The 13,290-nt window shown below is 63.9% G+C and carries 13 protein-coding genes; 4 read left to right on the plus strand and 9 right to left on the minus strand.

Annotated elements, in window-relative coordinates; translation table 11 throughout:
- Positions 1-15: 15 nt before the first annotated feature.
- Positions 16-1,182: an isobutyryl-CoA dehydrogenase gene (locus EJ074_RS27320; RefSeq protein ID WP_095807121.1), complete on the minus strand. Its 1,167-nt coding sequence runs from the start codon at positions 1,180-1,182 to the stop codon at positions 16-18.
- Between the two features lie 138 nt (positions 1,183-1,320).
- Between EJ074_RS27320 and EJ074_RS27325 the strand changes: the two genes are divergently transcribed.
- Together EJ074_RS27325 and EJ074_RS27330 are read left to right on the plus strand one after the other, a co-directional pair.
- The gene (locus EJ074_RS27325) at positions 1,321-1,929 is read left to right on the plus strand and encodes a dimethylsulfonioproprionate lyase family protein (RefSeq protein ID WP_095807122.1); all 609 of its coding nucleotides are present in this window, start codon (positions 1,321-1,323) and stop codon (positions 1,927-1,929) included.
- Complete coding sequence (locus EJ074_RS27330) at positions 1,929-3,404, plus strand: cobyric acid synthase (protein ID WP_129553888.1); 1,476 nt, start codon at positions 1,929-1,931, stop codon at positions 3,402-3,404. Before EJ074_RS27325 ends, EJ074_RS27330 begins: the two co-directional genes overlap by 1 nt.
- 72 nt (positions 3,405-3,476) lie before the next feature.
- On the opposite strand, the gene EJ074_RS27335 is transcribed toward EJ074_RS27330, so the two are convergent.
- Both EJ074_RS27335 and EJ074_RS27340 read right to left on the minus strand, forming a co-directional pair.
- Complete coding sequence (locus tag EJ074_RS27335; RefSeq protein WP_095807124.1) at positions 3,477-3,647, minus strand: hypothetical protein; 171 nt, start codon at positions 3,645-3,647, stop codon at positions 3,477-3,479.
- Between the two features lie 39 nt (positions 3,648-3,686).
- Entirely contained in the window at positions 3,687-4,484 is a 798-nt protein-coding gene (locus tag EJ074_RS27340) for a TSUP family transporter (RefSeq protein WP_129553889.1), read from the minus strand.
- Between the two features lie 105 nt (positions 4,485-4,589).
- Between EJ074_RS27340 and EJ074_RS27345 the strand changes: the two genes are divergently transcribed.
- Positions 4,590-5,021: a TerB family tellurite resistance protein gene (locus EJ074_RS27345; RefSeq protein ID WP_095807125.1), complete on the plus strand. Its 432-nt coding sequence runs from the start codon at positions 4,590-4,592 to the stop codon at positions 5,019-5,021.
- Positions 5,022-5,030: 9 nt separating this feature from the next.
- Here EJ074_RS27345 and EJ074_RS27350 read toward each other — a convergent pair whose 3' ends face one another.
- The 5 genes from EJ074_RS27350 to EJ074_RS27375 all read right to left on the minus strand — a co-directional run bounded on the left by EJ074_RS27350 (position 5,031) and on the right by EJ074_RS27375 (position 11,595).
- Positions 5,031-6,653 (minus strand): dipeptide ABC transporter ATP-binding protein, encoded by a 1,623-nt coding sequence (locus tag EJ074_RS27350; protein ID WP_095807126.1) that lies wholly within the window; start codon positions 6,651-6,653, stop codon positions 5,031-5,033.
- Entirely contained in the window at positions 6,650-7,519 is an 870-nt protein-coding gene (locus tag EJ074_RS27355; RefSeq protein WP_095807127.1) for an ABC transporter permease, read from the minus strand. The genes EJ074_RS27350 and EJ074_RS27355 overlap by 4 nt, the downstream gene beginning before the upstream one ends.
- Complete coding sequence (locus EJ074_RS27360) at positions 7,516-8,463, minus strand: ABC transporter permease (protein WP_095807128.1); 948 nt, start codon at positions 8,461-8,463, stop codon at positions 7,516-7,518. Before EJ074_RS27360 ends, EJ074_RS27355 begins: the two co-directional genes overlap by 4 nt.
- A gap of 258 nt (positions 8,464-8,721) precedes the next feature.
- Positions 8,722-10,200: an ABC transporter substrate-binding protein gene (locus tag EJ074_RS27370; protein ID WP_095807130.1), complete on the minus strand. Its 1,479-nt coding sequence runs from the start codon at positions 10,198-10,200 to the stop codon at positions 8,722-8,724.
- 117 nt (positions 10,201-10,317) lie between these two features.
- Positions 10,318-11,595, minus strand: coding sequence for an acetylornithine deacetylase/succinyl-diaminopimelate desuccinylase family protein (locus EJ074_RS27375; RefSeq protein WP_095807131.1), 1,278 nt, complete (start codon positions 11,593-11,595; stop codon positions 10,318-10,320).
- 255 nt (positions 11,596-11,850) lie between these two features.
- Here EJ074_RS27375 and EJ074_RS27380 point away from each other — a divergent pair, with 255 nt between their 5' ends.
- Positions 11,851-12,279, plus strand: coding sequence for a L,D-transpeptidase (locus EJ074_RS27380; RefSeq protein ID WP_095807132.1), 429 nt, complete (start codon positions 11,851-11,853; stop codon positions 12,277-12,279).
- Between the two features lie 21 nt (positions 12,280-12,300).
- On the opposite strand, the gene EJ074_RS27385 is transcribed toward EJ074_RS27380, so the two are convergent.
- Positions 12,301-13,290, minus strand: a complete 990-nt coding sequence (locus tag EJ074_RS27385; RefSeq protein ID WP_129553890.1) for a lipid A biosynthesis lauroyl acyltransferase — start codon at positions 13,288-13,290, stop codon at positions 12,301-12,303.

Raw genomic sequence — 13,290 nt, forward strand, 5'->3', positions numbered from 1 at the left:
CTCCGGTGTTCGCCGTCAGCGGCCAATCAATGCCCGCGCGATGATGACGCGCATGATCTCGTTGGTGCCTTCGAGGATCTGGTGGACGCGCAGATCGCGCACCAATTTCTCGATGCCGTAATCGTGCAGATAGCCATAGCCGCCATGCAGTTGCAGCGCCTGGTTGGCGACGTCGAACCCGATATCGGTGACGAAGCGTTTGGCCATGGCCGACCATTTTCCGGCATCCGCCGCCTTGCGGTCGAGCTTGGAGGCGGCGGCGTAGAGAAAGATGCGCGCCGCCTGCAGTTCCGTCTCCATATCGGCCAGCCTGAACTGCAGCGCCTGGAATTGGTTGATCGTCGCGCCAAAAGCCTTGCGCTCGGCCGTGTAGGCGAGCGCCTTGTCGAGCGCCGATTGCGCGCCGCCGAGCGAACAGGCGGCGATGTTGAGCCGGCCGCCGTCGAGCCCGGCCATGGCGATGCCGAACCCGGCGCCTTCGGTGGCAAGCAGGTTCTCGGCCGGCACCTTGCAGTCCTCGAAGATGACCTGGCGGGTCGACTGCATGTGCCAGCCCATCTTGTGTTCGTTGGCGCCGAAGGAGAGACCTGGCGCATCCTTGGGCACGACGAAGGTGGAAATGCCTTTCGGCCCTTCCACGCCGGTGCGCGCCATGACGACATAGAGATCGCTGTCGCCGGCGCCGGAGATGAACTGCTTGGCGCCGTTCAGGACATAGTCGCTACCGCTCCTCACGGCGCGCGTCTTCAGCGCGGCGGCGTCCGAGCCGGAGCCGGGCTCGGTCAGGCAATAACTGGCCAGCCATTCCATCGAGGTCAGCTTCGGCAGCAAGCGCTGGCGCTGCTCATCGCTGCCGAAGCGATCGATCATGGAGGCCGCCATGTTGTGGATGGAGATGAAGGAGGAAAAGGCCGGATCGGCGCGGGCCAGCGCCTCGAAGATCAGCACGGCGTCGAGGCAGCCGAGCGCCGAGCCGCCGACATCGTCTCGAACATAGATGCCGCCGAGGCCAAGCGGCCCGGTCTCGCGGATCACATCGGCGGGAAAGTGCTTTGCCCTGTCCCAGTCGAGCGCGTTCGGCGCGACGCGATCGGCCGCGAAGGCCTCAGCCATTTCCTGGATGGCGCGCTGCTCCTCGGTGAGTTCGAATTGGCCAGTGCCCGCATCGACTGCCGCGTCCATGGCGTGCTCCCTGTCGCTTCAGGCCGTCTGGCCTGTCGTTTTTGGCTTTGCGCGCGGATCAATCTAGACCAATGATGCCGCCGCGCAACCCGGCCCCCAGCGGACCGGCTGTGCACGAATTGAGCAACGGAGCCTTGCGTGCCGACAGTCTTCGATCAGTTGCTGGACCGATTCCACAGCTATCTCGCCGGAGTCGACAGCGATCTGGTCGCGGGTGCGGTGGGACGCATCGATTGGAACATGGCCTCCCGCTCGGGCGAACCGCGTCGGCTCGGCTGCCTTCGCCATCTCGACCGCATCGCGGAGCTTGCGCCGCCGGACATCAAGCCGCTGGCGCAGTTCGTGGCCGACCATCGGGACGAACTGCGCTGGGGGCAGACCTATACGGCCGCCGATTTCGGGCAGGACTTCGTCGACAATTACGGCTGGCTGGAAGTGTTCGGCACGCGCGGGCACTTCGTCAATGACGAGGCCGCGGCCGGCCTGCTGATCCTCGGGCCCGACATCGTCTACCCCGACCATCATCACATCGCCGAGGAAATCTACATCCCGCTGACCGGCGGCACCGAATGGCGGATGGGCGAGGGCGGCTTTCGCGTTCGCGGGGCCGGCGAGGTCGTCCACCACGCATCCAATGTCGATCACGCCATGCGCACGGGCAAGGAGCCATTGATGGCGCTCTATATCTGGCGCGGCGGACCGCTGGCGCAGAAGTCGACCATCGTCGGAATCGAGGGCAGCGGCTGATGGCAAGGGCAATCATGCTCCAAGGCACTGGCTCGGATGTCGGCAAGACCGTGTTGGTGGCGGGGCTGTGTCGCGCCGCGAAACGACGCGGGTTGAAGGTCAGACCATTCAAGCCGCAGAACATGTCGAACAATGCCGCCGTCGCCGAGATCCCCGGCGAGACAAGAGCCGGCGGCGGCGAGATCGGCCGTGGCCAATGGCTCCAGGCGCTGGCCTGCGGAGTGACGCCGACCGTGCACATGAACCCGGTGCTGCTCAAGCCGCAGAGCGATATCGGCTCGCAGGTGATTGTGCAGGGCAAGGTGTTCGGCGAGGCCCGGGCGCGCGACTACCAGGGCATGAAAGCACGGCTGATGGACGCGGTGCTGGAGTCCTGGACGAAGGTAACTGAGGGCGCCGATCTCGTCATCGTCGAGGGCGCCGGTTCTCCCGCCGAGATCAATCTGAGGAGCCGCGATATCGCCAATATGGGCTTTGCGACCCGCGCAAATGTGCCGGTGATCCTGGTTGGCGACATCGATCGCGGCGGCGTCATCGCTTCGATCGCCGGCACGCATCTGATCCTGCCGGAGGAAGACCGGCGCATGATCGCCGGCTACCTCATCAACAAGTTCCGCGGCGACGTCTCGCTGTTCGACGACGGTCTGGAGGCGATCGACAAGTTCACAGGCTGGCGCTGTTTTGGCGTCGTTCCCTGGTTGAAGGCGGCGGCGCGCTTGCCATCCGAGGACTCGGTCGTCCTCGAGCGTCTCGCCTCCGGCGAGAGGCGGGCGCTGAAGGTGGCGGTGCCGATGCTGGCGCGCATCGCCAATTTCGACGATCTCGATCCGCTCAAGGCCGAGCCCCAGGTCGAGGTGGTGTTCGTGCCGCCGGGCAAGAAGCTGCCTGAAGATGCAGGGTTGGTGGTCATTCCCGGCTCGAAGTCGACCATCGGCGATCTGATAGGATTTCGCGAGAATGGCTGGGATCGCGACCTCTTCGCGCATCGCAAGCGCGGCGGCCATGTCGTCGGCATCTGCGGCGGCTATCAGATGCTCGGCCGCGTGGTGCGCGATCCCGAGGGTATCGAAGGCAGCATCACCGAAGCGGAAGGGCTCGGCCTGCTCGACATCGAAACGGTGATGGAGCCGGAAAAGACGGTGCGCAATTCAAGCGCCCGCTCGGTCCAGTTCGGCCTGCCGCTCGAAGGCTACGAAATCCACCTCGGCCGCACCACCGGCCCCGACACCGCGCGGCCGTCGGCCGTCATCAATGGCGTCGAGGACGGCGCGGTTTCCGCCGACGGCAAGGTGATCGGGAGTTATCTGCACGGGCTGTTTTCCGCCGATGCCTTCCGTGCCGAATATCTGAAAAGTTTGGGCGTCAGGGGCGGCGGCATCGATTACCGCGCCGAGGTCGAGAAGGCCCTGGACGAGGTTGCGGCCGAGTTGGAGACCCATCTCGATTGCGACGCGATTTTCGCACTGGCCCGTTAACTCGCCACCTGCGTTCCAAATCAAAAGCGCCCGGCTGAGCCGGGCGCCTCGAGTTGCCGGAGAGTGATGTGTTCAGGCGCCGCGCATCAGGCAGCCACCGGCGAGCACGACATAGGCGATGAGCATGATCCACACTGCCGCAACAGGAATAAACGCAAGAAGGCCAAGAGCGGCGAGAAGGCCGATGATGGCAATGACCAACGAAATAATGAACACGATCTGGGTGGGTGCACTGAGATTCATGTCTGGTCCCTCCAACATGATTCGCACTTGCGAATTCTATCAGCAGGACCGCCACACACCAATCAACTGGCGCAACGGGTTGGCAGGGTCGGCAAGCAGCTTGGCCGCCAGCGCCAGACAGACGGCGACCAGCAGCGGCTTGATCAGTTTCGCGCCGATTCTTATCGCGAGACTTGCGCCGACGCGGGCGCCGATGAACTGCGCCACACCCATCATCAGTCCGATCTTCCAATAGACGACGCCGACAGCGGCGAAGACGATGAAGCCACCGACATTGGAGCCGAAGTTGAGCATCTTGGTGTGCGCCGTCGCCTTGAGCACGCCGTATCCGGCAAGTGCGACGAAGGTCAGCATGAGGAAGGAGCCGGTGCCCGGGCCGAACAGGCCGTCATAGAAGCCTATGGCGGGCACGACAGTGAAAGCGAACAGAAACGGAGACAGGCGCTCGGCGCGATCGACATCGTCCATATTGGGTTTGATCGCGAAGTAGAGGGCAATCGCGATCAGCAGAACAGGCAAGAGGGCGCGCAGGAAGTCGCCGGGCACGATCGTCGCCAGCAGAGCGCCGACCGCACCGCCGACGAGGGCCAGCAGCGCTGAAGGAGCCTGGCGGCGAAGATCTACCTGACCGTTCGCGGCATAGTGGATGGTGGCCGAGCCAGAGCCGAACATCCCCTGGAGCTTGTTGGTGCCGAGAGCTGTGGCGGGTGAGAAGCCTGCGAGAAGCAGGGCCGGAATGGTGATCAGGCCGCCGCCGCCGGCAATCGAATCGACAAAGCCCGCCGCGAAAGCAGCGGCGGTGAGCATAAGCACGGTCTGCAGGGTAAGTTCGATCATGGGCTGCAAGTACGGCGGAGGGACCGCAGCTTCGATCATGCTCGCCCAGTTTGCGCAAGACAGATTCCGCGCTAACAATCTCACGGAATCGCGAAGGGGAGGCTGATTGCGATGGCGCTGCTCGATCAGATACGCTCGATCTTCGACGGCGACCCTGGCGTGCGCAAGGTGGCGGACGATCCGGTGCTGTCGGCAGAACTGCTGATGCTGTTCCGCATGATCCTGGCCGACGGCTCGGTCTCGGAAAGCGAGATGGCCGCCTTCCGCCGCATCTGCAAGGAAGCTTTCGGCATTCCCGAATCCAGCACCGACAGCGTCATCGAATATCTCAACGACTATGGTTACGAGACCAATGGGTCGCAGGCGATTGCGCTGTTCCGCGACCTGGATATCGAGCGGCGCAAGCTGCTTGCCCGCCACATGGCTGAGATTGCCAAGGCCGACGCCAAGCTGGCAGAGAGCGAGGTGAAGCTCTTGCGGCGCACGCTCGATCTGCTGGATATCAGCCCGGTCGACGTGGTGAGGCAGGACGACTGAGGACGCAACTCATCCCTGTTCCTGCATGCGCCGTGCGATCGCGCGGTGGAGATCGGGCGCCGCCGTTACCAGGGATTGCGCCGCTTCCGAGCTCGGATTGTCGAGCACGTCGGCGGTCCTGCCGTGCTCGACGATCTTGCCCTCATGCATGACCAGCACCTCGTCCGACATGGCGCGGGCAACCGTCAGGTCGTGGGTTATGAAGAGGTAGGCGATGCCGAGTTTCTGGTTGAGTTCGGCGAAGAGATCCAGAATCTGGGCGCGGATCGAGACATCAAGCGCCGAGACCGGCTCGTCGGCGACGACCAGTTTCGGGCGAGTGATGATGGCGCGGGCGATCGACAACCTTTGGCGCTGGCCGCCCGAGAACTCATGCGGGTATTTGTCCATGTCGCGCGGGCCGAGCCCGACTTCGTGCAGCGCATGCGCGACCATTTCCCGGCGCTCGGCCCTGGCCGGCTGCTTCTCGAGAAGGTGTAGAGGCTCGGCCACCAGTCTCTCGACTTTCTGGCGCGGGTCGAAGGAACCATAGGGATCCTGAAATACCACCTGCATGTCGCGCCGCGCCGGCTTCAGCGCGGCTTCTGCCCTGCCGGTGATGGTCTCGCCGCGAAAGCGGATCGCGCCTTCCGTCGGCTTGTCGAGCGCCAGGATCATGCGGGCGAGGGTGGACTTGCCGCAGCCGGAGCGGCCGACCAGGGCTACCGACTGCGCAGGCTCAATGGTGAGCGAGACATCGTCGACAGCGCGAACCGGGTGTGCCGGCCGGAACAGGGAGGTCCGCCGGCCCTGATAGGTGCGGCTAACGCCCTTGACCTCGAGCAGCGGCTTGGCGGAGCCGGCAAGATGGGGCTTCGGGCGCGCCGGCACATGCATGGAAGCCAATGCCAGCTCGCGCGTGTAGGGGTGGAGTTGTGCCGACAGCGTGCGCGCGGTATCGCCGGCTTCCATGACTTCGCCGCGGCGCAGGATGGTCAGGCGGTCGGCCATCTCGGTCACCACGGCGAGATCGTGCGAGATGAGCAGAAGGCCCATGCGGTTTTCGCGCACGAGATCTCGCAGCAGGTCGAGGATCTGCGCCTGCAGCACCACGTCGAGCGCCGTCGTCGGCTCGTCGGCGATCAGCAGCTTCGGTTTCAGCGCGCAGGCGATCGCAATGACCACGCGCTGTCGCTGGCCGCCGGACAGTTCGTGGGGATAGCGCGACAGCGGAAATTTCGCCTCGGGCAGGCCGACGCGGTCGAGCATCTTGCGCGCCCGTTCCTCGGCCTCGGCGCGGCTTGCCTTGGTGTGCCAGCGAATGCCTTCGGCCACCTGCTCGCCGATCGTCTTGACCGGATTGAGTGCCGTCATCGGTTCCTGGAAGACCATGCCGATGTCGTCGCCGCGCAGCGCGCACATCTGGTCCTCGGTTGCGGCCAGAACATCGATGCCGTCGAAGGTGATGCGCCCACCGGCGCGCGCCAGATGCGGCAGAAGCCGCATGACGGTGAGCGCCGTCATCGACTTGCCGGAGCCGGATTCGCCGACCAGGCCGACCACTTCGCCCGACGCGATCGCGAGGTCGACGTCTTTCAGGATCGGCGTGCCGCCGATCGAGAGCGACAGGTTCTCGATCTCGAGCAGGCTCATCGCTGCCGCCGCGATTTGGGATCGAGGATGTCGGCGATGCCGTCGCCAAGCAGGTTCAGCCCAAGCACGGTGACGATGATCGCCATGCCGGGAAAGATCGCCATCCAGGGGGCCGTCACCATGCGCGTCTGAGCGTCGAACAGCATGCGACCCCAACTCGGCATCGGCGGCTGCGCGCCCAAGCCAACGTAAGACAGACCTGCTTCGGCCAGGATGCCCAGCGCAAACTGGATGGTGCCCTGGACGAGCAGCAGTGTCGCGATGTTGGGCAGGATGTGCTCGATGCTGATCTGCGTCATGCCCTTGCCGGCGGCGCGCGCGGCAAGAATGAATTCGCGGGGCCAGATGGCGAGTGCGCCGGCACGGGCAACGCGGGCGAAGACCGGGATGTTGAAGATGCCGATGGCGATGATGGCGTTGACGGCGCCTGGGCCGAAGATGGCGGTTATCATGATCGCCGAAAGCAGCGCCGGGAAGGCGAAGACGAGGTCGTTGAGCCGCATCAGCGCTTCGTCGGCAATGCCGCCGCGCGCCGCGGCAAAGGCGCCCAGCGGCACGCCGATGCCCATGCCGATGCCGACTGCAACCAAAGCCACGGCGATCGAGTTGCGGGCGCCGACCATGATCATCGACAGGATGTCGCGGCCGAAATGATCGGTGCCAAACCAGTGCGTCAGCGACGGCGCCTGCGTCTTGTCGGCGATCACCAGCTTAGTGACATCGTAGGGGGTCCAGACGAAAGAGAGGAGGGCAATGCCGGCCACCAGCAGCGTGATGGCAAAGCCGATCAGGAACGAGCGATTGCCGAAGGCTCTTGCCGGAACGCCGGCGAGGGCTTCCTGGGGCAGGCCAAAGCGCATGGTCATTGCCGGCCCCGCAATCGCGGATCGATAACCGCATAGGAGAAGTCGACCAGCAGGTTGACGGCGATCACCGCCACCACCAGCAGCATCACGACGCTCTCGACAACAATAAGATCGCGCTGGGTGATGGCCTGAAACACCAGCCGGCCGAGACCGGGCAGGTAGAATACGTTCTCGATGATGATGGTGCCGGCAAGCAGGAAGGCGAATTGCAGGCCGAGAATGGTGAGCACCGGGATCATGGCGTTTCGCAGCGCATGGCGCCAGAGCACGGCACGATAGGGAAGGCCCTTGGCGCGGGCGGTGCGGATAAAGTCTTCGTTGAGAACTTCGATCAGCGCCGAACGAGCGACGCGGGCCAGGATCGCCGCCTGCGGCAGCGCCAGCGCAACGGCCGGCAGGAGCAATGACTTCAGCGCCGGCCAGATGCCGGCGCTCCAGCCTGGAAAGCCGCCGGCCGGCACCAGCCGCAGCCATACGGCGAAGAGGTAGATCAGCATCAGGGCGAACCAGAAGTTCGGTACCGCGACGCCGAGCTGGGCGGCGGCCATGGCGAGTGAATCACCGGCGCGGCCCTGACGGCTGGCCGAGAAAATCCCGACCGGAATAGCAATGACTGTCGACATCGCCAACGCGATCAGCGCCAGCGGCAAGGAAACCACGACGCGTTCGCGCACCAGTTCGACGACGGGAACCGAGTAGGTATAGGAGCGGCCGAAATCGAGGCTGAGCAGTCCGCCCGCCCAATGCAGATAGCGCAGGACCAGTGGCGCGTTCAGCCCCATCTGGTTGCGCAACAACTCGACCTGCTCAGCACTGGCGTTGAAGCCCAGCATCAGCCGGGCGGGATCGCCGGGCAGGATCTCCATCACCGCAAACACCACCATCGAGGCCAGCACCAGCGTGAGGGCCGCGATTGCGAGGCGCTTGAGGAGGTAGACGGTCATGGGAAGCGGAGGACTGCAGTATCGTCACGGGCGATAGCTAGATAAAGGTCGAGTTCCCGCCAACCCCCCTCTGTCCTGCCGGACATCTCCCCCTCAAGGGGGGAGATTGGCAGTTTCAGCGTCGCCGACAACCGTCCAAAGTTGGTGATTGGCGAAGGCCCAATTGAAAGCGCAATCTTCCCTCTTGAGGGGGAGATGCCCGGCAGGGCAGATGGGGGTGTGACGGAGCGCAACTTTCGCCTTTGGCTCAACAGGCCGTCAGTCCGTCCACTTCACTTTGGTGAGGTCGTTGGCCTGGATCGGCGCGTTCTCCCAAAGGCCTTGCAGCTTGGCATCCCAGACGCCGACCTTGGGCAGTTCGTAGAGGAAGCCAACGACGGCGTCGTCGGCCAGGATCTTCTGGGCTTCGGCGTACAACTGCTTCCGCTTCGCCTCGTCCGAGGTGAGATTGAGGTCGGCGATGACCTTGTCGAAGGCCGGGTTGTCGTAGTTGAAGTAGTAGTCCTTGCGTGAATAGATATCGATGTCGTTCGGCTCGGTATGGGAGACGATGGTCAGGTCATAGTCCTTCTTGGTGAAGACCTGATCCAGCCACTGCGCCCATTCGACTGGGATGATCTCCAGATCGATGCCGACGTCGCGCAGTTCGGATGCAATGATTTCGCCGCCGAGCCTGGCATAGGAAGGCGGCGGCAGCTTCAGCGTCGCCTTGATACCGTTCTCGAGGCCAGCCTCTTTCAGCAGTTCCTTGGCTTTGGCGACGTCGTGCGGATAGCGGCCGGTGAGGTCGACATAGTATTTGTTGGCCGGCGACATGTGCGAGCCGATCGGCAGACCAAGGCCGGCCGAAGCGCCGTCGATGATGGCCTTGCGGTCTAGCGCGTAGGAGATCGCCTGCCTGACCTCAAGCTTGTCGAAGGGCGCTTTCTTGTTGTTGATCGACAGGATCGTCTCGCCCTCGGTCGAACCGATCACCACATGGAAGCGCGGATCGTCCTTGACCTGGGAAACGCTGTCGGGATCGAAGAACGGGAAAGCCTGGATGTCGCCGGAAAGAAGCGCCGGCACGGCGGCGGCGGCGTCCGGGACGATGCGGAACTCGACCTTGTCGAGCGAGACGGGGGCGCCCCAATAGCTGTCAGACTTCACCAGCGTGATCGACGAGCCCTTGGCCCAGGCCTGGAACTTGAACGGGCCGGTGCCGATCGGCTTTTCCTTGTTGGTATCGGCAGATTTCGGCGACACCATCACCGCGTCGCCCCAGCCCATATTGTAGAGGAAGGAGCCTTGCGGGTTCTTCAGCGTAACCTTCACGGTCGCCGGATCGACCACGTCGACCTTGTCGATTGCCGCGAACAGGCCTTTTTGCGCGTTGACGGAGTTGTCCGCGCGGGCACGGTCGAGCGAGAATTTCACGTCGTCGGCGCTGAAGTCGGAGCCGTCGTGAAACTTCACGCCGGTGTGCAGCTTGAAGGTGTAGACCTTGCCGTCGTCCGAGATCGTCCAGCTTTCGGCAAGGTCGGGCAGCACCTCGCCGTTCGGGCCGATACGGGTAAGCCCTTCGAAGACATTGGCGTAGAGCACCTCGTCGATCGCCGCCGCGGCACCCGCGGTCGGATCGAGATGCGGAGGCTCCAGCGGAATGCCGATGACGAGGTCGGTGCGCGCGGCAAATGCCGAGGTGGCGGCAGCGAATGACAGCACGGTTGCGGCCAGAATGGTCTTCCACAGTTTCATCGCTGAACTCCCATGTGCTCAAGCCCGGCGGATAGAAGCGTGATTTGGCGCGCGAGTAAATTGCGTTTCGTGCTGCCGCGCCACGCTTGCGGGAATGTTTTCCCGTCGACGGCTCGATCAGTCCGTCGTACCGCGCAGCAGCACATTGAGGCCGATCGCCATCACCTTGGCCGATTCCACCATATCGGCGATGCCCACCCATTCGTCGGGCCGATGGGCAAGATCGAGAATTCCGGGACCGTAGGCGATGCAGTCGTAGATATGGCCGATGCGAGCGACATGCTTCTGGTCATAGGTGCCGGGCGAGATGACATAGTGCGGCTCTCGGTCGAAGACCTCCATGATGCCCTGCGCCACGGCCTTGACCACCGGCGCGTCGCGCTCGGTCATCAGCGGCAGAACCTCCATCAGGTTGCGGATCTCGTAATCGAACTTTTTTCGCTCGCGCTTCAGCCTTTCGAGGATGCCGGTGACTTCGCCCTTGACGGTGGCGAGGTCCTCTTCCAGCAGGAACCGGCGGTCGATGGTCAGCCGGCAGGAGTCGGGCACGTTGGGCGAGGGCAGCCCAGGCCGGAAGTCCTCGGTCTGTCCGCCATGAATGGAGTTGATGTTCATGGTCGAGCGCCGCGCTGCTTCGGGCACGACCGGCATGCGCGTCACCTTGCGGTCGAGCGCCGGGAACAGTTCATCCTCGAAGCCCTGCAGGACGGCGCCCATATGGCGCACGGCATTGTCGCCGAGGAACGGCATCGAGCCATGCGCGATCTCGCCCTTGGTCTCGATCTCGGCCCACCAGACGCCGCGATGGCCGAGGCAGATACGGTCCTTGTTCAGCGGCTCGGGGATGATGACGTGGTCGACCTTCGGCTTTGAGAAATAGCCGAGGTTCGCCAGATGCGCGACGCCGCCGAAGCCGCCGGACTCCTCATCGGCAGTGCCCGAGATCTCGATGGCGCCGGGAAAGTCGGGATACACTTCCATGAAGGCTTCTACGGCGATGACCGAGGCGGCGAGTCCGCCCTTCATGTCGCAGGCGCCGCGGCCGTACACCCTGCCGTCCTTCACCAGTCCGGCAAATGGATCGACGGTCCAGCCGTCGCCGGCCTCGACGACATCGATGTGTGAATTGAAATGCACGCAGGGGCCGGGCGAGCGGCCTTCCAAGCGGGCGACGACATTCACGCGCGGGTAGCGATCGGTATCGCCGGGCGCTCCCATGGCGCGAATGAAATCGATTTCAAAGCCGAGCTTTCTGAGGCGCGCGCCCAGATATTCGGCGCACGGCCGATAAGCCTCGCCTGGCGGATTCACGGTCGGGAAGCGGATCAGGTCGACGGTCAGCGCGATCAGATCGTCGACGCGGTCCTCGACGGCCTTGTAGAGTCGTTCCTTCATCCGCCGAATTGAAGAAGCAATGCGGTGGTTTTGCAAGCAGCCTCCCGCTCATTGCCAAACAATGATCCGGGTAGGCCCAACGGCTAAACCACCGAGAGTGGATCTCGCATCGGCAACCATGGCGAGAAGATCATTCAAATTTGCTGGTCTGCATTGGCGAATTTATCAAGGAGTGTGTGGTACTTAACTCACCTGCCGGCAAAATGATGGAAAGAACCGCGTGATGGCAGGGGGCAATCAAGGGGGTTTGATCGTATGAAAAAGTCGGTTCTCATGGCGGCGGTTCTGACAACCTTGCTCGGCGCGTCCACCGCAAGCCGGGCGGCCTCGCTGGTCGCCAACATCGACGTGTCGTCGCAGACGATGACCGTCAGCAAATATGGCCAGGTGCTTTACCGCTGGAGCGTATCGACGGCACGCAGGGGCTACTTCACCCCGCGCGGCAGCTATCGGCCGCAGTGGACGGCCCGGATGTGGTACTCGCGCAAATACGAGATGTCGCCGATGCCCTATTCGGTGTTCTTCCGCGGCGGCTACGCTATCCATGGCACCGGTGCAGTGAAGCATCTCGGGCGTCCGGCCTCGCACGGTTGCGTGCGGCTGCACACGGCCAATGCCGCGACCTTCTACTCGATGGTGAAGGAAGTCGGCTACGGCAACACACGGATCGTCGTCACCGACTGATCTGTGGCGGTAGCCGGCCAATTATTGGGTGGCTGTCTCTCCACCGCGCCGGCTGCGGCTGCGTCCGCTCATCTCCCAGCGTTTGTGGAACCACATCCACTGGCCTGGATCCTCGCGCACCCAACGCTCGACAACGTCGGCGAGGAGCTGGGTGGCGGCGTGAACGTCGACGCTGCCGCTTTTGTTGCGTGGCAAGGTCAGCTTGTCTTCGATCTCCAGGCGAAACCGGTTGCCCGGCAGCCTGACGCAGCGCGCCGGGTAGACGTCGCAATCATAGTGGCGCGCAAGCATGCCCAGCACGGGATTGCTCTGGCAGCGGCGGCCGAAAAAGGTCGTCTCGACGCCATTGGTGAATTTCTGATCGACCAGCACGCCGATGTTGCCGCCGTTCTCGAGAATGGCGGCGAGGGCAAATGACGCGCCGGTCGAGGAGGGAAGCAGACCCCCCATGGTCGAGCGGCGGGTCGAATGGATGTAGTCGGCGAGATAGGGATTGTTGGGCGGGCGAAACAGCGCGGTGATGTTCATGCCGAAGGTGGCGGCGGCCACCGGCAGCAGCTCGAAATTGCCGAGATGGCCGGTGAACAGGATATGCGGCTTCTTCTCGCCGGCGATCCGGGCGAAATGCTCGACGCCGCGGACCTCGACGCGGCCGGGCTCCGCGGCATTCGGATCAAAATCGAACAGGGCGTCGAGGAAGATGTATTCGGCGGCAAGGCGGGCCATATTGCCCCACATGTCCGAGGCGATGGCCTCGATCTCGGCATCGCTCTTTTGCGGGTAGGCCAGGCGCAGATTGTTGACCGCCACCCGATGCCGGCCGACCAGCGGGCCGATGCGGCGGGCGACGCGGTCGGCGAAGTTGAGCGCCCGGTCGGGGGGCAGCAGGCGCAGCAGCGAGATCATCGTCATCGCCGCGCGCGCGATCAGCCAGTGCTCCATCTGGCGCAGCCGCCGGCCGTAACGGAACATGAAGTCCCGGCGGGCTTTCTTGAGCACCTTGCTTACCAT

Origin of the sequence: Mesorhizobium sp. M3A.F.Ca.ET.080.04.2.1 (assembly GCF_003952525.1) — a bacterium.
Lineage (GTDB): Bacteria > Pseudomonadota > Alphaproteobacteria > Rhizobiales > Rhizobiaceae > Mesorhizobium.